The sequence below is a fragment of the uncultured Roseibium sp. genome, from assembly GCF_947499295.1.
Lineage (GTDB): Bacteria > Pseudomonadota > Alphaproteobacteria > Rhizobiales > Stappiaceae > Roseibium.
The window spans coordinates 1-18317 of record NZ_CANMNP010000028.1 but is presented as its reverse complement, the minus strand read 5'-3'; the positions used below and the strand labels follow the sequence as shown (position 1 = coordinate 18317).

At 54.9% G+C, this 18317-nt stretch carries 17 protein-coding genes and 3 pseudogenes; 11 read left to right on the top strand and 9 right to left on the bottom strand.

Annotated features, from left to right (window positions below):
• The first annotated feature begins 131 nt into the window (after positions 1 to 131).
• The 9 genes and pseudogenes from Q0835_RS27535 to Q0835_RS27495 all read left to right on the top strand — a co-directional run.
• The gene (locus Q0835_RS27535; RefSeq protein WP_298966344.1) at positions 132 to 404 is read left to right on the top strand and encodes a transposase; all 273 of its coding nucleotides are present in this window, start codon (positions 132 to 134) and stop codon (positions 402 to 404) included.
• Positions 367 to 933, top strand: a pseudogene (locus Q0835_RS30415) (DDE-type integrase/transposase/recombinase). The gene Q0835_RS27535 and the pseudogene Q0835_RS30415 overlap by 38 nt, the downstream one beginning before the upstream one ends.
• A 111-nt stretch (positions 934 to 1044) precedes the next feature.
• On the top strand, positions 1045 to 2265 hold the full coding sequence (gene repA / locus Q0835_RS27525; protein WP_298966336.1) for a plasmid partitioning protein RepA: 1221 nt from the start codon (positions 1045 to 1047) through the stop codon (positions 2263 to 2265).
• Positions 2265 to 3317: a plasmid partitioning protein RepB gene (gene repB / locus Q0835_RS27520; protein WP_298966333.1), complete on the top strand. Its 1053-nt coding sequence runs from the start codon at positions 2265 to 2267 to the stop codon at positions 3315 to 3317. Before repA ends, repB begins: the two co-directional genes overlap by 1 nt.
• 218 nt (positions 3318 to 3535) lie before the next feature.
• A complete protein-coding gene (gene repC, locus Q0835_RS27515) occupies positions 3536 to 4792 on the top strand; it encodes a plasmid replication protein RepC (protein WP_298966331.1) in 1257 nt (418 codons plus the stop codon).
• 114 nt (positions 4793 to 4906) lie between these two features.
• On the top strand, positions 4907 to 5149 hold the full coding sequence (locus Q0835_RS27510) for a type II toxin-antitoxin system Phd/YefM family antitoxin (protein WP_298817971.1): 243 nt from the start codon (positions 4907 to 4909) through the stop codon (positions 5147 to 5149).
• Between the two features lie 5 nt (positions 5150 to 5154).
• Positions 5155 to 5553, top strand: coding sequence for a type II toxin-antitoxin system VapC family toxin (locus tag Q0835_RS27505; RefSeq protein ID WP_298818012.1), 399 nt, complete (start codon positions 5155 to 5157; stop codon positions 5551 to 5553).
• Between the two features lie 222 nt (positions 5554 to 5775).
• Positions 5776 to 5982: a hypothetical protein gene (locus Q0835_RS27500; RefSeq protein ID WP_298817973.1), complete on the top strand. Its 207-nt coding sequence runs from the start codon at positions 5776 to 5778 to the stop codon at positions 5980 to 5982.
• Positions 5983 to 6001: 19 nt separating this feature from the next.
• Positions 6002 to 6220: pseudogene (locus Q0835_RS27495) on the top strand (Fic family protein); the annotation flags it as partial.
• Positions 6221 to 6575: 355 nt separating this feature from the next.
• Here the strand turns inward: Q0835_RS27495 and Q0835_RS27490 are convergent.
• The 5 genes and pseudogenes from Q0835_RS27490 to Q0835_RS27470 form a co-directional block, all read right to left on the bottom strand.
• Positions 6576 to 6878: an RNA polymerase subunit sigma-54 gene (locus tag Q0835_RS27490; RefSeq protein WP_298966328.1), complete on the bottom strand. Its 303-nt coding sequence runs from the start codon at positions 6876 to 6878 to the stop codon at positions 6576 to 6578.
• 685 nt (positions 6879 to 7563) lie between these two features.
• Positions 7564 to 7830: pseudogene (locus tag Q0835_RS27485) on the bottom strand (Tn3 family transposase); the annotation flags it as partial.
• Positions 7831 to 7928: 98 nt separating this feature from the next.
• Positions 7929 to 8678, bottom strand: a complete 750-nt coding sequence (locus Q0835_RS27480) for a hypothetical protein (RefSeq protein ID WP_298818002.1) — start codon at positions 8676 to 8678, stop codon at positions 7929 to 7931.
• 453 nt (positions 8679 to 9131) lie between these two features.
• Positions 9132 to 9827 carry an AAA family ATPase gene (locus tag Q0835_RS27475; protein WP_298966326.1) on the bottom strand — a complete coding sequence of 232 codons (696 nt, stop codon included), beginning with the start codon at positions 9825 to 9827 and terminating at the stop codon, positions 9132 to 9134.
• Between the two features lie 26 nt (positions 9828 to 9853).
• Positions 9854 to 10738, bottom strand: coding sequence for a 3'-5' exonuclease (locus Q0835_RS27470; protein WP_298966323.1), 885 nt, complete (start codon positions 10736 to 10738; stop codon positions 9854 to 9856).
• A gap of 59 nt (positions 10739 to 10797) precedes the next feature.
• On the opposite strand from Q0835_RS27470, the gene Q0835_RS27465 reads away from it, so the two are divergent.
• The gene (locus Q0835_RS27465) at positions 10798 to 10983 is read left to right on the top strand and encodes an energy transducer TonB (RefSeq protein ID WP_298818008.1); all 186 of its coding nucleotides are present in this window, start codon (positions 10798 to 10800) and stop codon (positions 10981 to 10983) included.
• A 131-nt stretch (positions 10984 to 11114) separates the two neighbouring features.
• On the opposite strand, the gene traG is transcribed toward Q0835_RS27465, so the two are convergent.
• From traG to Q0835_RS27445, 4 genes are all read right to left on the bottom strand, one after another.
• Positions 11115 to 13010, bottom strand: a complete 1896-nt coding sequence (traG, locus tag Q0835_RS27460; protein WP_366142414.1) for a Ti-type conjugative transfer system protein TraG — start codon at positions 13008 to 13010, stop codon at positions 11115 to 11117.
• Complete coding sequence (traD, locus tag Q0835_RS27455) at positions 12955 to 13212, bottom strand: conjugal transfer protein TraD (protein WP_363324516.1); 258 nt, start codon at positions 13210 to 13212, stop codon at positions 12955 to 12957. Before traD ends, traG begins: the two co-directional genes overlap by 56 nt.
• Positions 13213 to 13258: 46 nt before the next feature.
• A complete protein-coding gene (locus tag Q0835_RS27450; protein WP_298966318.1) occupies positions 13259 to 13510 on the bottom strand; it encodes a TraC family protein in 252 nt (83 codons plus the stop codon).
• Between the two features lie 311 nt (positions 13511 to 13821).
• Positions 13822 to 14874 (bottom strand): hypothetical protein, encoded by a 1053-nt coding sequence (locus tag Q0835_RS27445; RefSeq protein WP_298966317.1) that lies wholly within the window; start codon positions 14872 to 14874, stop codon positions 13822 to 13824.
• Between the two features lie 306 nt (positions 14875 to 15180).
• Here Q0835_RS27445 and traA point away from each other — a divergent pair.
• Positions 15181 to 18317 (top strand): Ti-type conjugative transfer relaxase TraA (traA, locus tag Q0835_RS27440; RefSeq protein WP_298966315.1); only part of this gene is annotated, 3137 nt, incomplete at its 3' end.

Below are 18317 nucleotides of genomic sequence, written 5' to 3'. Positions count from 1 at the left end.
GAAAGCTTAAGTTCGCCAAGTCAGTTCGGTTATCGGTGCCTCCGAACTTTCTTGGTGTAGCCAGGGGAGCGCTCGATCCATGAACTATATTTTTGGGATTGGTGCGTTAATTGCGGTTCTTGAGGTAGAGCATGCCGCGCGAATCTCCCCTCAAGTATCACCGCTTTCCACGTGAGATCATCCTTTGTGCCGTCCGCCGGCATCTGCGATATCCGCTGTCTTGCCAAGATGTCGTCGATGTCTTGGAAGAGCGCGGCATAATCGTCAACCGATCGACCGTGAATCGCTGGGTTCAGAAGTTTGGTGCCGAGCTGACCAAGCGAACCGAGAAGCACCTGCGGCGGGCGCGCGTATTCTGGCACGCCGATGAAACATACATTCGCGTCGGGGGGCAGATGGCGTGACCTGTGGTGCGCGATCGACGGAAGCGGTCAGATGGTCGACTTCCGCCCGACGTCACGTCGCGACGCGAAGGCAGCGAGAGCCATTCTTCGCGAGGCAATCGAGCGGGCTCGTTTGTATCGGTCGGTCACGATCTACACCGACAAAGCCCACACCTATCGGCCCATCATTAGTGAGGTCAATCAATAATACGATTCACATTTCGACAGCATCCGTCATGTCGACCGAAAGTGTCGGAGCGATCGGATCGAAAGTGACCATGCTGCCCTGAAGCGGTTTCAGGGGTGCCGGCAAAGCTTCCGATCCTTGCAAACCGCAAAGGCCACCTTGACCAGGATCAAGACAATCCGAACCATCAGCCGCGGCCACATCCACCGCAAGAAACTAGGTGTCAAAGGCGAGAACGAGTTCATCGACGAACTGTTCGAGCCCGCCAATCTTATAGGCCTGTCTGCTACAGTGGCATCCATTTGGCCGTGGATAATTAAAGCAACAGTCACCTCTATACCCACGTTGGCCTATCCTCGGTGAATATGTTAACGCGCGTTAACCAAAAAGCCATTGACAGGAATCACTAATTCGCTCTTAGTTCGATCTGACGCTATTTTTCGTGTTTTTCAATTATTTGCGTCGGAGAGCAGAATGACTGAAGAAGCCGCAATTTCTGACAAGGAATTGGACCCCAACTCGACAAGGGGAAAAATTGCGCGTTTTTCGTCATTGTTGAGTCAGCAAATCAAGAACAACTGGCAGCAGAACTATCCACCAGAGTCGCGGAAGCATCTGCGATCGTTCTCCTCGTCAGAAGTTTCTGAATTAGTCGGTATTGCTCCCGCAACCTTGCGGCAAATGTCGCTCGATAACGAAGGGCCGCAACCTGCGCGATCTGATGGCAATCGTCGCATGTATAAGCTCGAACAGATTAACGAACTTAGATCTTTTTTGGCTGAAAAGCGTCCGGCTCAGTCCCTGCAGTTTAATCCTCGTCGTCGCGAGAAAGACGGAATGCAGATTGTCGCAATAGCCAATTTTAAGGGCGGTTGTGCGAAAACGACAACTGCTTTGCATTTAGCTCAGTTTCTGGCGTTACAAGGACTCCGTGTCCTAGCCATAGACCTTGATACCCAAGCAAGTCTGACGGAGATGCTGGGTGTCCAACCAGTCTTGGAGGTTGGCGACAATGAAACGGTGTTTGGGGTCCTCCGATACGATGAGGAGCGTCGGCCACTTCCGGAAATAATTCGGCCAACCTACTTTGCAGGATTGGATCTAGTTCCAGGGCAGAGCGAACTGCAATATTTCGACTATGAAACTCCTGCGGCCATCATTAGCAACAAATACGTGGGAGACGAGTATTTCATTCGCCGTTTGGCTACTGCGCTGAGAAGTGTGGAGGACCGTTACGATGTTGTGGTGATCGATGCGCCACCGCAATTGTCGTATTTGACTTTAAACGCTGTCTATGCCGCTACCGGCCTAATTATCCCTGTGCAGTCCGCGATGATCGACGTCGCAAGCATGAACCAGTTCTTGTACATGATGGACGAAATGCTCGAGCAAATGGCTCACTTTGGTGCTCCGGTCGACCATGAATTCATGCGCTTTCTTTTGACCCGACATATTCCCCACGATGTGCCACAGGTAAACATAGCCGCGATGCTTCGTTCTCTTTTCGGTGAAAGCGTTTTGACGGCAGCGGTAGTTGAGACTACTGCGATTACAAATGCCGGACTGGAAAATAAGACACTTTATGAGCTCGAAAAAGGTTCTGTTGGACGCGATACCTACAACCGAGCCATAGAATCTGTGAATGCTGCCAACACTGAGATCTTCCATGAAATATTGAAAGTCTGGGGACGGTGATGAACAAAGCATCCAACCGGGCAAAACGCCTTGCCGGCATGTTTGGCGCGGTAGACCCGAACGAACTTGCCAAACAGGCTGAAGCTGAGAAATCGGACAAGTCTTCCAGCCGGCCGATGACCACAGCTCCGACGAAAGCACTTCAGGCGAGCTTTGCAAGCATCGAAAAAGAAAACCTTCGGCTGAAAGCCGAGCTCGAAAAATCCAAAACGATTGAGCTCGACCCGGTCACAGTGCGTGCTTCCATCATTCAAGATCGCCTTGATTGGACCGATGAAGACCCGGAATTTCAAAGCTTGGTGATTTCCATTAGAGAAGAAGGACAGCGGCTTCCCATCCTTGTTCGTCCTCATCCGACAGAAAGCGGTCAGTACCAACTGGCTTACGGGGCGCGACGCAATCGTGCTTGCATGGTTCTAGGGCAAAAGGTGAAAGCTTATGTTCAAGAGCTTTCTGACGAAGAGCTTGTCATCGCTCAAGGTCTTGAAAATAACGAACGAAAAAACCTGTCGTTTATTGAGCAGGCCGTGTACGCGGTCGCTCTATTGGAAGCCGGTTTTACCCGTAAGCTTGTAGCCAAGTCTGTTGGTGTTGCGTCCGACACTACGATCTCGAAAATGTCGGCAATCGTGGCTTTGGTGCCGGCTGATATTTTCCGTTTGATCGGACCTGCACCCAAAATAGGTCGAAATCGTTGGGAGGCATTTGCGAGCCTCGCTGAACGGGGTGCAAAGAAACCTTCGATCCTGGAAGCGGTACGTGCGCTGCCTGAAAGCGCTGTCTGGAAGGGAGCTGACTCCAACAAGCGTTTCGAACTGGCTTATAGGACAGCTGAAAAAGCAGACAAATTCAGGACGACGAAACCCAGGGCCGAAAAGTCTCGATTGGAGAACGAAGGTCGTTCGTTCGGGACGATGGAGCAGACCAGCAACGGTGTCAAAATCTTCCTGGATGCGAAGAAGGAGCCGGCATTTGCTCAGTTTGTGGCTGACAAGATGACGGTGTTGATTGAAGAGTTCAAAAAAAGCGAAGGGAAAAAAACTAGCAAATAATGCCATGAAACAAAGAACCCGCCACGTGGGCGGGTCCTCGTTGAGATAAGCACGAGTGCCTATAATCTCGGTCTAGCAGCTCTGATTCTAGAATCACTCGCAGTGCAAAGCAAGTTCTGTCTCGCGGCAGAGCACGGTTTCTTGCGTCTTCCGGCTTGTCTCGCATCTGAAAATTCAGTGCCCGGTCGCGTTTATATGCTTCCGGCAAAGGAGGACTTATGTCTTCGTCTCAGCAGATTGCGAGTTTTCGCAAGGTGTCTGCCGGGATCCTTGCGAGCGCGCATCTGGCGTCCCAGGAGGATCGGCCGAAGGTCACCAAGAAGGAAATCTCCCTGGTTCTGAAACGCGTCGCGCCGGCGCTCGGTATTGATGGTACAGCCTACCATGTCCTGGATATTCTCCTGGGCCTCGTCCAGGCGGATGACTTCCAGGCAGGGAAACGGCCGGTGGTGGCAATCTCCAACCAACGGCTTGCCGAATATACACGACGCACCACGCGCACCGTCACCCGCTGCCTGAAGAAGCTCGTCGAAGCCGGAGTGCTTGCCTATCGGGACAGCCCGACTGGGCGCCGTTATATGTACCGCGGTTCAGACGGAGATTTCGCGCAGGCCTACGGGCTCGACTTCACGCCTGCATGCTTCAACCTGGAAGCCTTCAAGGCTCAGGCGGATGCGTTCCAGCGCCGGATTAAGGCAGAGCAGGAAGCCAAGCGGGCCGTCACGCGCTTTTCACGGGCGATCGCCGACATGGTCGAATTGGAGCCTGCGGAGTTTCACGGCTTTGCAGCACGGGCCCATTCAGTTGTGAACCGGGATGAACTGACTGTCGTGGAAAAGGCGGGGATCCTGGAAACGATCTACACGGAAATTCTGGCTCTGCATGACACACACTCGTTGGAAATAAAGGATGAAATGTCATCCGCGGGTGACATTGATGTCAGCCCTTTATCTAATACAACCCCAACCGACTCTCCTGGAAGTAATCCTCAGCGGACTTGCTCTAACGAGCAAGACACTGAATTTTCTTCTGACAACGGCTCCGCCGTTGAAATGGCTCTTGAAAAAGAGCCTCGCGGCGGGCGCTCGGAAACACAACGACCGAAATCGCAAGCGGGAAGGGGAGTGGGAAGCAAATTTCCCGAAACCAACCTGGATGGCGTTTCCATAGGGCTCATCCAGTCGGCATGTTCATCGGTACAGGCAGAAACCGGGATCAACTTGAACAGTTGGCCAGCCCTTTGTGGAACTGCTGAACAGTTGCGCCTGCTGATCGGCCTAAGTCCAGCCGGATATCAGCTCGCTGTCGAGCGGCAAGGCCGATATCTGGCCGCGGCCTGCCTTGTGGTTGTCGCCGAGAAGGCGCTGCGGGATCCGGAGCAGATTGCCTCGCCTGGCGGGTATTTCCGCGCAATGATTGACAGGGCAGGGGAGGGCAAACTCCACCTCCACAAATCCCTGCATGGGCTGGTGTGAGGCGGTGGACGCTCGGACCGGGCGGCGAAAACTTGCGCTGACCACACGATAAACTTGGAAATTGATGAAGAAAATGCTATCTAGCTAGGTAGCTAGCCAATTCGTGAGGGCGAGATGATCACGCTTCAAGATGCAAAGAACAGGTTCAGCGCGGTGGTTGAGGCCGCAATGGCTGGCCGGCCGCAGGAAGTGTCCCGCAGAGGTAAACCAGCCGTCGTCGTTATTTCCGCGGAAGAGTACCACCGGCTTCTCAGAGAAGCGAAAGGGCGGCGCGAGAGCTTTGCAGACCATGTCCTCAGCTTCCCGGGAGAGGGCTTTGAGCGATCAAAGGTGACGCCTCGGGATGTCGATTTTTGATCTATGTGCTGGATACAAACGTGATTTCTGCAGCAAGGCGTGCAGAAAGAGCGCCCAAGGTCGCTGCCTGGTTGTCGGATAAGCCGGAGGAAACGCTCTATGTGAGCGTTGTCACGCTTGGCGAAATTGAAAGAGGAATCCGGCTTCAGGAACGGCGGAATATGGATTTTGCCAAGGATCTTCGTCAGTGGTTGGACCGGACGGTTTTGATGTTTGGCGACCGGTTGTTGGAGTTTACCGCATCGGATGCCCTATGTTGGGGTGAACTCTCCGCGAGAATTGGTCACAACGGCGCTGATCTGATGATTGCTGCTCAGGCTTTGACCCGTAACGGATGGGTCGTTACCGGGAACGCGTCCGACTTTGAACCGACGGGCGTGCAACTTGTCGATCCATTCGTTTGAATGGAAGTCTTGATTGCCATATCCGCGTTATAGGATGAGATCCGGGATAAGCATTGCCAATCGCTCGCGTGCAAGCTCGGACTTTCGGTGAGTGAACGCAAACACGCTCTGCGGTCGCCTTCGACAGCCAGAAATGCTATTATAGGTTAGAGAGTTAGGAACTATTCCTGGTTCAGGCTCTCTATGGCGTCAGTTGCAAAGTCCGTGGTTTGGAGACTACCCATGAACGTTCATTCCTCCCGTCCGGACCGTTCCCCGGAAGCCGTGGAACAGCGCCGCAGAGCCATGGAACAAGCCACTGCGGCCAACAAACGGCAGGGCTATGTTCATGATCCGGTTCTGGAAAACGCCAACGCTCGCTATGTTGCCGGAGACATAACGATTGAAGAGCACCGCGCCGAGATGATGGCCCGCTTTCAAAAGTCCTGAATTCCCTTCAGAGAAGGTCCAGGCCGCCCCGGAAGAATTTGCCAGAAGGACGGCCCTGGCGCTTTCGGAACTCAACTACGTTCATCCCTTTCGGGAAGGAAATGGCCGCGCCCAGGAAGCCTTCATTACGATGCTCGGTCAGCACTATGGCCGCGAGGTGGATTTATCCGTCATCACCAAGGCACGCATGATCGAGGCCTCCATCGAGACGACCCACGATCCGAAAAGCCCGTTGATGGGGTCAGAACAAGATTTGTTCCAAAATATACGCTAAGGAATTTTCCTTTTAGATTCTGTGGCATGTATGAAAACGGTCAATTGCGTACAGGGTCAAACCACCTGTCCATAAACTACCAAATTAGCTTTTTGGACACATATTTTATTTCGAACACCATTTCTGGACAGGATGTGTTCAACATTCGTTCTATCTTAGCGGGTCTACGAGAACAGATCTTGTTCTGACCCCAACTTTGCCGGTCCGTTACCGGTTGAGGCGAAAGATATTCTCTCAAGCGCGTTCGACCAGGTTGAAACCTGCTTTTGATCTTGGCGGGGATTTTGGCACTGTTCTTGCCCTGTGTGGTCGTGTTGTTTCACGCGACGATTGAGATTGCGATGTTACATCCTCTTTCGAACTGTTTTTCCGAGAAGCCGAGGGCCTTCCAGATTTCTTGCCTCAAGGGTGTGTTTGGGTCCTGAGGGTTTGCCTCATCGATGAGGTAGTGGAACCAGCTTCGCAGCGAGACATGTCCGGGGAGCAGTTCGTTTGCGATCTGCTGTTTTGAGACGTTTTTCTGTCCGTTTTTGCTCAAGATGAGATTGAGTGCGCTGAGGATTGTCCTTGCGGCGTTGACCTCTGGGCGTTCCATTTGAGTGACGTTGTTTTGCGCCTGCATACAGGGTTTCCTTTGGCCTTTGGTCAGGTCCGGGATTGAAGCTCCGGCTTCCGCACTCAGGGGTCTGCCCCCAGCCGGAACAGACCCGAACAGTGCAGTCCCGTAGGATCGTATCCAAACACAAGTTTTCCCTGACCCGGGAAAAGCAGGATATTTCGAATAATCAGGAGTTTGATCAATGCGATCACAAAATTGAAAACAGAACTCCAAAGGAATTCCTATAAAAATTCAGAATTTCGCCGATTTCTTCCCGCACCCTACAACCATTGCCAATGCAATCAATTTTGAACGAAAAACAATACTTTGACTATATTGAACGCGGTGCTCCCGGCTTTGACAAGCTGGAGCACCACTGAATGAAAAAGATCACAAATTCCGGGAGTACACTCTCCATACCCCCGTCCTGGACCTGAACGCTTCCTCCCCCGGTCCATCAAGGGAGTGACCCCCTCCTCCCGGTAAAGACCACCCCCGAATTCGGGGGTGGTTCCTTATTGAGGTTTGGTACTCAGCCGCACTTGATGTGGTGGATGTGTATGGACCCCAAAAAGGCAAAGGAACTGGCCACACAGACATCCAGGGCAACCGAGGAAATCGGGAAGCAAGTGTCTGAGATATCCGCCTTGATGGGGTCAGAACAAGATTTGTTCTCGTAGACACGCTAAGGGCGAACGGATTGTGAACATCATGCAGCCCGGAGGATCCGACCCAGGCTTCGCAACGACCGGAAGCCCTCAGGTATCTGCTGTTCCGTGTCCCAGGAATAAATGCCGGTCAAATTGATATGTTCCCAACTGAGCGGTGAGATATGTTTCAGCACGTCGTCGGGAATGTTTTGGCCCTGCTGGCGCAGATGAGCGACAGCCCGGCTGAGATAAACGGTATTCCAATGCACGATGGCACTGACTACCAGGTTGAGCCCGGAAGCCCGGAACGCCTGACTGTCGTAGGATAACTGTGTCAAGACAAAGTCATTGGTCTCACATCAAGAAAAATTTGCGACACTACCAAAACGACAACCTTCACCGGTGCATTGGGCGTTGTTGCATTCTATATTCTATGGCGCGTCACGCCGGGTAGAGCGTATCGCGCTTTTATGTCGGCATAAGAAGTAGGTTTAGCGTCGGCAGATGCGAGATCACCACCACTCTCACCCTTTAGGTAGTTCCACGTATCTTGTATCTTTTGCCTAGCAGCGTTTATTTGTTCTTGATCAAGACCGATGTTTTCTAATTGGTCACCATAAATTCCCACAAAGTCGATCCACTGTATTTCATCTATATCCACAATGGAACGAACATAACCAAAAGCTGTGGCTTGTTGGATTTTTGTCTTTAAAGATTCGGCTGAAATAAAGTATGCCCAAGCCATAAAATCTACTCGGTAAATTGCAAATTCGGTGGCATAAACGTAATACTGATCAATTTGAGATTCACGCCCCTCGGCCGCACCCAAAAAGGTTTGCAGGGCTTTGCTTAGCGCTTCAAATATGCCTGAAATTACATCGTCTACGTGACCATCGAGAAAGGTACTAATGGTTTTTTCGATTACGTCCGGAATACTCCCAGCGTTGTCTGATGAATAAGCAAGCGACTGACCTTCGCTGGCTATTATACTGGAAATAGGGATAGACAAGTCTGGACCGGTTCCAGCATCCAGTAAGAGTAATTTTATGTCACTAGCAAAGAGATCCTTTTTGGTCTCCGCCAATCCATTGAGAGCTTCTAATGCCTCTCTCTCTGCTTGGGCCAGGTCTGATGATCCGTCAATGGTATCTATTACGCTTGAAAATACAGCCATTTTTCGTTCCCGATTGTGGGTAAGGGACCACTGCGGCACTGATAAGGATTTGCCAAAGCAGCTTTACAGGCAGTGACAGCGAAAATCCCGGATAAGGTTGAGATGGTAGGTCACTGTCTCCGGGGAGTTGTCACTCACGAGAGGGGGCTGTGGACCCGCACTCTCGTGGATAACGTATAAGTGTGTAATGTTGCAATGCAAGCAAAAAGAGCAAAGGTGGATTGCGTCGGAAATGCAAGGAAATTCGAAGCAATTTCACGCCTTTGTCACGGTGTCGCGGCGCACACCGTATGAGAGTTGACACCCATTTGACCGGGGTAGTGTCGCAATCGCTTGATCAACCCGCTCGGATTTGTCGTCACCGACTACCGCGCCGACCCGGAGGTGATTGAATGACCATGACTCCTTGCAAGCTTTTTCTGGCCATAGCCCTTGGCCTTGGACAGGATGTGTTCACAATCCGTTCGCCCTTAGCGTGTCTACGGGAGCAAATCTTGTTCTGACCCCAACAACGTCGCGGAGGGCCTGGACGAAGGTGAAGCCGATCTCCCGGGCGATCGAGAACATACCGGGGACGATTCCCCCGATTTCCGGTGGCGTAAGCTCGGAGGGAAAGTTGACGGCGTCAAAGTCGCCGACAAGCGAGCGATAGAAATTGGGGTCGCAGAAATCGGCGCTGCTTTTGCCGGTGAAGATCGTTTCGTAGTCCGCCAGACTGATCTCGGCGCGCAGCGCCGCCAGACCAGCATGATCGCCGGCAGCAAGCTCGCCCAGCTTCTGGCGGATTGCAGCCTTCGGGCGAAAGATCAGATTATAGGTCGCCCGGTCGACGGTCGCGCCGGTGATGTTGCCGGCGCCATGCAGAAACAACGATTGGATCGTTTCATCCTGCGAGACATCGGTGAATTCGAGGCTGATGATTACCCAGTGACCGCGCCACTCGCCAATGCCGCGATGAAAGTCGCGTTCGTCGAGACGGTGTGCCATGCGCAGCAGATTGTCATCGAGCAACAGCCGTATCGCACGGAACAGATTCGTCTTGCCCGAGCCGTTCTCGCCGATGATCGTGTTGACGCCTTTTCGAACTTCACCGTTGCGCGGGCGAAGTTTCGATAATTGACCAGCTGCAGTTTCGATATGTGCATGCATACCCCCGGACTGGTGTCTGTGTGTGATCAGGTGCGATCGGAAAAGCGGTTGAAAGCAGTAATCTCGCGCACCAACAATTCGACGTCGCGCTGGTAGATTTCTTTGCGAAGGAAGGCGATTTCCTCGGCCTGAGAGCCATCGTCGACATCGATGTACCAGGCGCGTGGGTTGGGATTGTCATCTCCATTCCAGCGATAGCCCCGGGCCTTGAGGACATCCTTCAGGTGGAAGGGCGAGTTCTCCGCCCAAATTCGCCAGCTCGGACGCCGTGCCTTTTCCAACATCTTTTGCATTGCCGGCACGCCGCTTAATGGCAGCGGCGCGGCGAGCAATTCGATGGCGGCCCGACAGTCGTGAACCGCTCGGTGCCGGTCGTAGAAAAAGCCCGCACCGACGGCGAGATAGGCAAGCTTTACCCCTTCATGCCCTTCGTCGATCCATTCGACCTGCGACATCGAACAGGCCCAAGGCTTGAGCTCAAACGCATCGCTCAGGCGTTCGAGAAAAGGCCGATCGAAGCTCGCATTATGCGCGATCACTAGCGAGGAACGGTCGACCAGTGTTCGGACAGCGTTGACATCAATCCGCTGCCCGGCAACCATCGCGTCGGTAATGCCAGTCAGTCGCGTGATTTCAGGCGGGATCGGTGATGTAGGCTCCTGAAACTGCTCGAACGGTGGGCCAATGTCGCAGATGAGTCCGTCTGATAGATAGCTGAACGGGATCATGCCAAGTTCGATGATCTCGTGTTTTGTTTGGTCGAGCCCAGTCGTCTCGACATCGACAAATAGACCCAGGTGCGTTGGCGCACCACGCGAATCGTTGATGCGGAGCCGCGGTTGTAGGCGGCGTTGCACGCGATACTGCCCGCTTGCCTGCAAGGCCCCGGCCATCGCTTCAAGATCGTTCATTCTGGTCCCTGCCCCATGTCAAAGTCATAGCAGATCTCAAGAGTACGACTGAGTCTTTAATGCCGATCCTCCGTGGCCAGACCTGCAACGACCTGCGCGGTCATAGCGGGGCCGCTATCCGAATCGTCATAAACTTGGAGGGTGAGGTGCTGTCCTTCCGTATCGAGCGTTCCTCCGGTTTCCGCACTTTGGATGACGAGGCGCTGTCACTTCTAACGCGGGCGCAGCCATTGTCCAAACCGTAAGGATGTTAAGGGTGACACAATTGAACTGGTCGTGTCGGTCGAATTTTCTGCGCTGAAAATGAACGCAGATTGCTCGTTTACGGCAGGTTTAGGTATCGAGCTGAGATACCCCTACGACCGAATTGGGGGCGCTAACCCGCCGCACTGCCAAACCGGGACGCGCCCACCTTCTCGGTCATGTCGTTCCTTCTGAAGAACATGGCTCGGCCGCAACGCAGAGGCTCGTTGCCACTCGTGAAGATGATTTGTTCGTCGGATCGCATCTGCAGAACTTCATGCGGCTGGATGAGGGGACGCTGAGAGAGCTGGCGGGACCGGTTGCGGGTGATATGACCACCGCGCGAGGAGCGGCTGACTTGTTCCACCTCGATTGTGGTCATCCCGCAACGGTCGGAAATATACCGCGCCGTATCCGGATCGTTGATCGCGGAGAAGGAAACCCAGGACGCGGATTCGAACCACTTGGACGTGGCATCTTTCCCGCCGAAAGCTTCCCGCATCTGTCCGAGAGACTGAAACAGCATCAAGAGCGAGATGCAGTATTTGCGGCCGGCATCACGGGCCGTCTCGATGATGCGCATGTAGCCGAGGCGCGCAGCCTCATCCAGCATGAAGAGCACCCGGCCGTTGATGTTGCCGTCCCGGTTATAGACGGCCTTGAGGAATGCGCCGATGATCACCCTCGCCATGCCGGGGTGGTTCTCCAGGGTGGACAGATCGATGTTGAGGAAGATCGTCGTCCGGCCGTTGGTAATGATATCCGTTTCAAACGTGTTGCCGGATACCAGCGCCGCATAGTTGTCATAGGAAAGCCAGTGCGTTTCCTTGGCCGCGGTCGCATAGACGCCCGAGAAGGTCTGAGGCGTCATGTTGATGAACGGACCGACGAGCTCTTTCACGAACTCGTTCGGGGCAGTGTCGTGGATGTCGGCCAGGAACTCTTTCAGGTTCTCCTCCGGTTTCGTCAGAATGCTTCGCACGGCGCGCAGCGACCGGCTTCCAGTGGCGTTCTGCTGATCTGAAAAGACCACATGCGCGATCACGCTGGTGATGAGCTGTTCCGCATTGGTGCGGAAGAAGTCATCGGCGCCGGATGCAAGGCGCGGCTTTTCCGACATGAGCCAGGCCGCGACTGTCGCAATGTCCTCTTCGATTGACGATCCGAACTTGCCGACCCAATCGAGGACATTGAAACCGACGTCAGATTCCTTTGGATCGAGACAGATAACCTTCTGTCCCATCGCGCTACGGCTCTCAGATACCATCGGCGCTATCTCTGTCGATGGATCGAGGACGACCATCGAGTCGGGATATTTAAGGCAGGTTGGAATGACCACCGATGTCGTCTTGTAGCCGCCCGATCCGGCAAAGACGATACCGTGTGTGGAGCCGAACCCCTGATCGAAAGCAACGAGGGGAGCCTTGCCGCCTTTGCCCCAGGTCTCTTTATGGCGCGGATCGAAATTGACATCCGTCACGCTATCCTTATCGACCCGGTAACGCTCACCCAGGACAATAGCGCCTTGCTCCGGAAAGATCCTTGCGGCCGTCGCGTTGTTCATCCAGTCGCTTTCGCCGTGGATGGCCCGTCGGCCGGAAACACGTTTCGGCCGGTTGATGCCGAAAGCCGTGTTGCCTTTCAAGCCGACCTTCAAACCGAACAGGCCGACGAAGAGCGCGCCGGTCGCGCCGCCGAGCGAATAGAGATCGGCGTATTGCAAGATCGTCCCAGGCTGCACCTGAGACAAAAATGAACTCAGCCGCAGAACCTCATGGAGCGCCGCGACGGCGAAGACCATCATGCCGCCGATGAGGACACCGAAGCCCGCCCACTTAACGTCGAGGCTGCCGCGCGCTGAGAAGAGGACAATGAGGCCGAGGCCGGCACTGGCGAGGAAGGGGAGGGTGAGCCCGATCCTGCCGAGCATCAAGTAGGCTTTCTGGCTCGTGGCGAGAGAGGCCACCTTTGTCTCAATCCCGCTCAAGCCCCATACCGCCGCCAGCATGAGGGCTATCGGGATCAGCATCAACATTGCTCTTTTGAGTGTCATCCTTGAACGCCGCCTTTCCGATCGCGCGCCATCTGTCGCGCTGATTTGTATCGCCAAGCCGTTTCGCGGCATCGGTGAGGATGCCGAGAAGGATGGCCTTGTCGGTTTCGCGAAGTCCGGCTTTGACGATGAGGCCGCCGAGCTGGATCTTCTCTCTTGCGTCTTTCTTGCGGTCCATGAGCCGAGCCCGCTTTATTCGGTTTTCCAGAGTTCGGAATTGCCCCTCAATTCTGCGGAGCCGGAGTGTCAGTTTGTGGAGCGGCCGGGTTTTGAAATCGGGCAGCCACGTCTTTCAGAGCTTTGGAGAGCCCTGCCTCGTCAATGTCGAGATCGGCCAGGCCGCTCTCCATGACGAGTTTTGCAACGCGCTCGGACTGCTTCTTGAGCACTTCCTTCTTGCGCTGCTGAAGCTTCGCAATCTGTGCCTCGATGTCGTCGATCTGTTCGGACGCGGTTTTGGCAGTGCGTGGAGCCATGAAATATTCCTCTTCAAATGAATGGTTGCCGGTGCGGCATGGTTCGCTCTTAACGGGTCGGGGACTCCGTGTCGAGACGGGTTGCAGCGGGAGCCGTTCGTTCAACCCATGCGGAGTCCGCTCAGGTAAAAAGATATGGGCCTATCGGTTTCGAAATGCGGGTTTTGAGGATCTGGTTTTCCAGCCCGAAGGGCCGCAGTCCGGTTTTGAGGAAAACCGGACGGAGCGGGCGGAGGCTTGAACGCGCTCCCCATCAAGCGCCGAAGAGAAAGCCGTAGCCTGTGGTAAACCAGATCCGGGTGTAAGGTCGGTTAGACAGTCAACCAGTCCGGAAGAGGCAACGCTTTTTGAAATTCGCTCTCTTTGGAGAAGCGCCAGTTGACGCCGAGCAGGCCGGTGACGCGATCCGATTTGAGATCCTGGAGACGGCCGTCATCAAGCAGCGCCACTTTCGACTTCTGAACAATCAGTTCCCAATTGCGCACCAGCCTCAAATCGAGATCCCAATTGATCGAGGATCGCCGTTGCCAGATCTTTTGAACGACACGGGAATATGCGGCAGTCTGTTCGCCGGTCCAGCGGTTTACCCAGGCAATGCGCTCCCACACTTCGTCAGACTGGCCGTGCGCTTCAGCGCGTCCCGGATGAAACATCCGGTGACAAGCCTTGCATAAGGAAAGGAGCGCCACGAGAGTCTGAACGCCGCGCGTATCCGATGCCGCGTCCCGGCGTTTCGGAGTATGATATTCCCACAGCTCATGACACTCGATTGATTGGGGCTTGTCACCGCAGACCTGACAACAGCCGCCGCTTCGCGCGGCAGCCTCAAGCCGCAACGCGTTCCAGCTCCCTTGAGTAAGGATGTTTGCGAGGGATGCGCCGAAGGAGGTTTCGGGGATCATGTCAATCATGAGTGGCTGGATTTCGCTTTTAGCGAAGAGCGGCAAGAAGAGATCCAGCTCTGCAGGGATCTTGTCGACCTTTCTCAGATCGATAAGAGAGCTTTCGTTCTCTACCTGCGCTCCCGCCTCCTGGGCGTCGACTTGTTCTGTCGTCCGGATGGGCAGATTGATTTCCAGTGTTTCCGCAGCCCACGTGCCGGGAAAGAACGCAATCGATCCGTTCGGCAAAGCACGGGAGGTGAAATAGTGATGCGGGAAGCTGTCAGGCAAATCGTCGTGGCTGACCTTAAAGCCCATCGCATTCTGAAGCCTGACCCTTTCCAGTAAAAAAGAGCGTGTTTCGGTCTTCGGTGTCGAGGCCTCCTTTGTGTTGGCCTCGACTTTTGAAGCTTGTCGTTCAGAGGTTGGTGCGGGTGGAGTGACCTGTGTTTGCGCTTTTCTGCGAATGAGCCAGTCAAACATGTTTGGAAATGCCTTTTCAGGAAATGAGCTTCGCGATTTGAAACCGAAGAGATGGGCTTGCGCCCAGGCGCCGCATGGCGGCTGCTCATTAAGAGGACTGCTTTTCAAGCAGAACTTTCTAATGCGCGCTTATAGGATTGTGATTACAATCCTGCCATGCTAAGCGTCAAGTGTCTTCGCTGCCTTGTGGCGAAGTTTGACGCCAGGCCCTTGAAATGAATTTCAAAGGCTTGGCTGTTCGCTTCGCTCACCTTAACCCGCCACCGCTCGCCCCCATCATCGCCGCCCGCAGGTTCAGCGCCCTCCATGGCCATCTACCATTTCCATGTTCAGGTGATCTCCCGGAGCGAGGGCCGGTCGAGTGTCGCGGCGGCTGCCTACCGGCACCGCACGCAGATGACGGTTTCCAACGATCTGGACCACAAGAAATTCAACTACGCCCACAAGGACGGCGATCTGGTTCATGAGGAACTGGCACTGCCCGATCAGACGCCACAGTGGTTCCGGACACTGATCGACGGTCGGAGTGTCGCCGGCGCGAGCGAGGCGCTTTGGAATGCGGTCGAGGCGCATGAGACCCGCACCAATGCTCAGCTTGCCCGTGAGATCGTTCTTGCGCTGCCGTCCGAATTGAGCCGGGAAGAGAACATTGTTCTGATGCGGAACTTCGTCGCGGATGCGTTCACGTCTCGGGGAATGGTTGCGGATTGGGTCTATCACGACAAAGAAGACAATCCCCATGTCCATGTCATGCTGACCATGGCACCGCTCACGGAAAAGGGTTTCGGGTCGAAGTGGGAAACCCTTCTCGATGAGAAAGGTGAGCCGGTTCGGAAGGGCGGCAAGATCCAGTACAAGGCGTGGGCGGGCAACAAAGCCACGCTCAAGGAGTGGCGTGAGCTATGGGCGGTTCATGCAAACAAGAGCCTTGATCAATCCGGGCACGATGCCCGAATTGATCATCGCTCTTATGAGGCCCAGGGCATCCATCTCCATCCGACTACGAAGATCGGAGTGAGCGCGCGCAACATTGCGGAAGAGGCGAAAGGGCAGGGGCGTGAGGCTGATCTAGAGAGAACCGCGTGGCACGAGGAAAGCCGCCGTGAGAACGTTCGGCGGATCACCAGCCGTCCGGAAATCGTGCTCGATGCCGTCACGCGGGAGAAGAGTGTTTTCGATCAGCGGGACATCGCGAAATACATTCACAGGTATGTCGATGATCCCGATCTTTTCCAGGACTTGCTTGCCCGCGTTCTGAATTCTCCGGAAGCGGTGAAGCTCGCTGTTGAAGCGATCAATCCGGACACGGAGAAGCTGGAGCCAGCGAAGTACACCAGCCGTGATCTATTGCGGTTAGAAGCAGAGATGGGCCGCTTTGCCGACAAGTTGGTTTCTGCATCATCCCATGGCGTCGATGCAAAAGTCTGTTCCAAAGTGCTGGCAAGGGTCGCGCAGCTTTCGGATGAGCAGCGTGTTGCGATTGAGCGCATCACGGCGAAAGAGCGTATGGCGTCGGTCGTCGGCCGGGCAGGGGCGGGCAAGACCACGATGATGAAAGCCGCGCGCGAGGTCTGGGAGGCGGGCGGCTATCATGTCGCCGGAGCCGCGCTAGCTGGTAAGGCGGCCGAGGGACTGGAGAAAGAAGCCGGCATTGCATCTCGCACGCTGGCGTCCTGGCAACTGTCATGGTCGAAGGGGGAGGACCTACCGAACAGAAAGACCGTCTTCGTGATCGATGAGGCGGGTATGGTCGATAGCCGTCAGATGAGCGTCTTTGTCGAGACGGTTGCCAAGGCCGGCGGCAAGTTGGTTTTGATCGGTGATGCGGAACAACTCCAGCCAATCGAAGCGGGTGCCGCCTTCCGCTCTTTGACGGCGCGAACCGGTTATGCGGAACTCGGCACGATCTACCGGCAGCGCGTTGAGTGGATGCGCGATGCGTCGATGGATCTTGCGCGCGGCAAGGTCGAAGATGCTCTCAAAGCTTACCAGTCAAACGGAGGCTTCGTCAGCAAGCCGCTTCAGGAAGAAACCATCAACGAGATGATCGAGGATTGGGCGGCCGATTACGAACCCAACCGATCAATGCTGATGCTCGCACATCGCCGGGCAGATGTTGCCCAGCTCAATGAGCTTGCTCGTTCAACGCTGATTGACCGCGGGCTGTTGGTAGAAGGGCATAGCTTCCACACCGAAGAGGGTGAGCGGTTCTTTGCCGCCGGCGACAGAATAGTATTCCTGAAGAACAACCGGGAACTGAACGTTAAGAACGGCATGCTTGCCCGTGTCGTTTATGCGGGCGAAGGGCGCTTCGTCGCCGAGATCGGCGAACCGGATTCTGATCAAGCCCGGCGCGTGGAGGTCGATCAGAAAACCTATCGGCATGTCAATCATGGCTATGCGACGACGATCCACAAATCGCAGGGCGCGACGGTCGATAGTGTGAAAGTTTTGGCGACGTGCACCCTGGACCGGCATCTTGCCTATGTGGCGCTGACCCGCCACCGGAACGATGTGAAGCTCTATGCGTCGGAGGAGGAATTCAACAGCCGCCATTCCGGAGAACTCGTTGCTCATGGAAAGGCTCCGTTCGAGAACAATGTCAACAACAGCGACAGCTATTTTGTGACGCTCCAAAACTCGAAAGGCGAGCAACACACGACTTGGAGTGTGGACCTTGAGCGAGCGCTGAGCGAGGCTGGTTGCCAGCTTGGAGACAAGATTGGCCTTCATCACGTTGGCAAAGTTGAATTCGAACTGGCGAACGGCCAGCAGGCACATCGCAATGAGTGGCAGGTAAAAACCTCCGCCGAGCTGATTGCGGGTCAGCTGAAATTCTTCTTGTCCCGGTCCGGAGCGAAGGAAACGACGCTCGACTACGCGAGATCGGAGCTATACGCCCAGGCGCTCGCCTATGCCAACAACCGCGGGCTCTATGGCCTCAGGGTCGCCAAGGCCATGATCCAGAACCAGCGCCGTTGGTTTGGCGAGCAAAGGGCGAAGCTCTTGGCGCTCGGCGAGCGGCTTGCCGTGCTCGGCGTAAAGCTCGGCATTGGTTCACACGATCTTGCCACAAACGCACTTACCGTCCAAACAGAGCCACGCGAACAGGCGGCCCCGCTGCAGCCCTGGATCAAGGGCGTTGAGGAATGGGCGCTATCCGTCACTGAGACTGTGGAGGCCAAATTGCAGTCCGATGCAACGTTGACAGCCCATTGGGTTGAAATCCAGAACCGCGCCCGTCTCGTTTACGAGCAGCCGGACCAGGCGGTAAAGGCAATGCGGATCGATGACATCGTGAAGTCGAGCGGCGCTGAGCAGGTGTCCGCCCGCAACAAGCTCGCTGAAGAATTGGCGAATGCGCCCGAACAGTTCGGATCGCTACGCGGCAAGACGGGAATGCTTGCGGGCAAATCCGCTCGCGAAGATCGCGAGCAGGCGTT

Bases quoted from the DNA above. Each gene is read 5' to 3' on its own strand.
- Q0835_RS27535 (WP_298966344.1), top strand. From the start codon at position 132: ATGCCGCGCGAATCTCCCCTCAAGTATCACCGCTTTCCACGTGAGATC.
- repA (WP_298966336.1), top strand. From the start codon at position 1,045: ATGACTGAAGAAGCCGCAATTTCTGACAAGGAATTGGACCCCAACTCG.
- repB (WP_298966333.1), top strand. From the start codon at position 2,265: ATGAACAAAGCATCCAACCGGGCAAAACGCCTTGCCGGCATGTTTGGC.
- repC (WP_298966331.1), top strand. From the start codon at position 3,536: ATGTCTTCGTCTCAGCAGATTGCGAGTTTTCGCAAGGTGTCTGCCGGG.
- Q0835_RS27510 (WP_298817971.1), top strand. From the start codon at position 4,907: ATGATCACGCTTCAAGATGCAAAGAACAGGTTCAGCGCGGTGGTTGAG.
- Q0835_RS27500 (WP_298817973.1), top strand. From the start codon at position 5,776: ATGAACGTTCATTCCTCCCGTCCGGACCGTTCCCCGGAAGCCGTGGAA.
- Q0835_RS27490 (WP_298966328.1), bottom strand. From the start codon at position 6,878: ATGCAGGCGCAAAACAACGTCACTCAAATGGAACGCCCAGAGGTCAAC.
- Q0835_RS27480 (WP_298818002.1), bottom strand. From the start codon at position 8,678: ATGGCTGTATTTTCAAGCGTAATAGATACCATTGACGGATCATCAGAC.
- Q0835_RS27475 (WP_298966326.1), bottom strand. From the start codon at position 9,827: ATGCATGCACATATCGAAACTGCAGCTGGTCAATTATCGAAACTTCGC.
- Q0835_RS27470 (WP_298966323.1), bottom strand. From the start codon at position 10,738: ATGAACGATCTTGAAGCGATGGCCGGGGCCTTGCAGGCAAGCGGGCAG.
- Q0835_RS27465 (WP_298818008.1), top strand. From the start codon at position 10,798: ATGCCGATCCTCCGTGGCCAGACCTGCAACGACCTGCGCGGTCATAGC.
- traG (WP_366142414.1), bottom strand. From the start codon at position 13,010: ATGCTGATCCCGATAGCCCTCATGCTGGCGGCGGTATGGGGCTTGAGC.
- traD (WP_363324516.1), bottom strand. From the start codon at position 13,212: ATGGACCGCAAGAAAGACGCAAGAGAGAAGATCCAGCTCGGCGGCCTC.
- Q0835_RS27450 (WP_298966318.1), bottom strand. From the start codon at position 13,510: ATGGCTCCACGCACTGCCAAAACCGCGTCCGAACAGATCGACGACATC.
- Q0835_RS27445 (WP_298966317.1), bottom strand. From the start codon at position 14,874: ATGTTTGACTGGCTCATTCGCAGAAAAGCGCAAACACAGGTCACTCCA.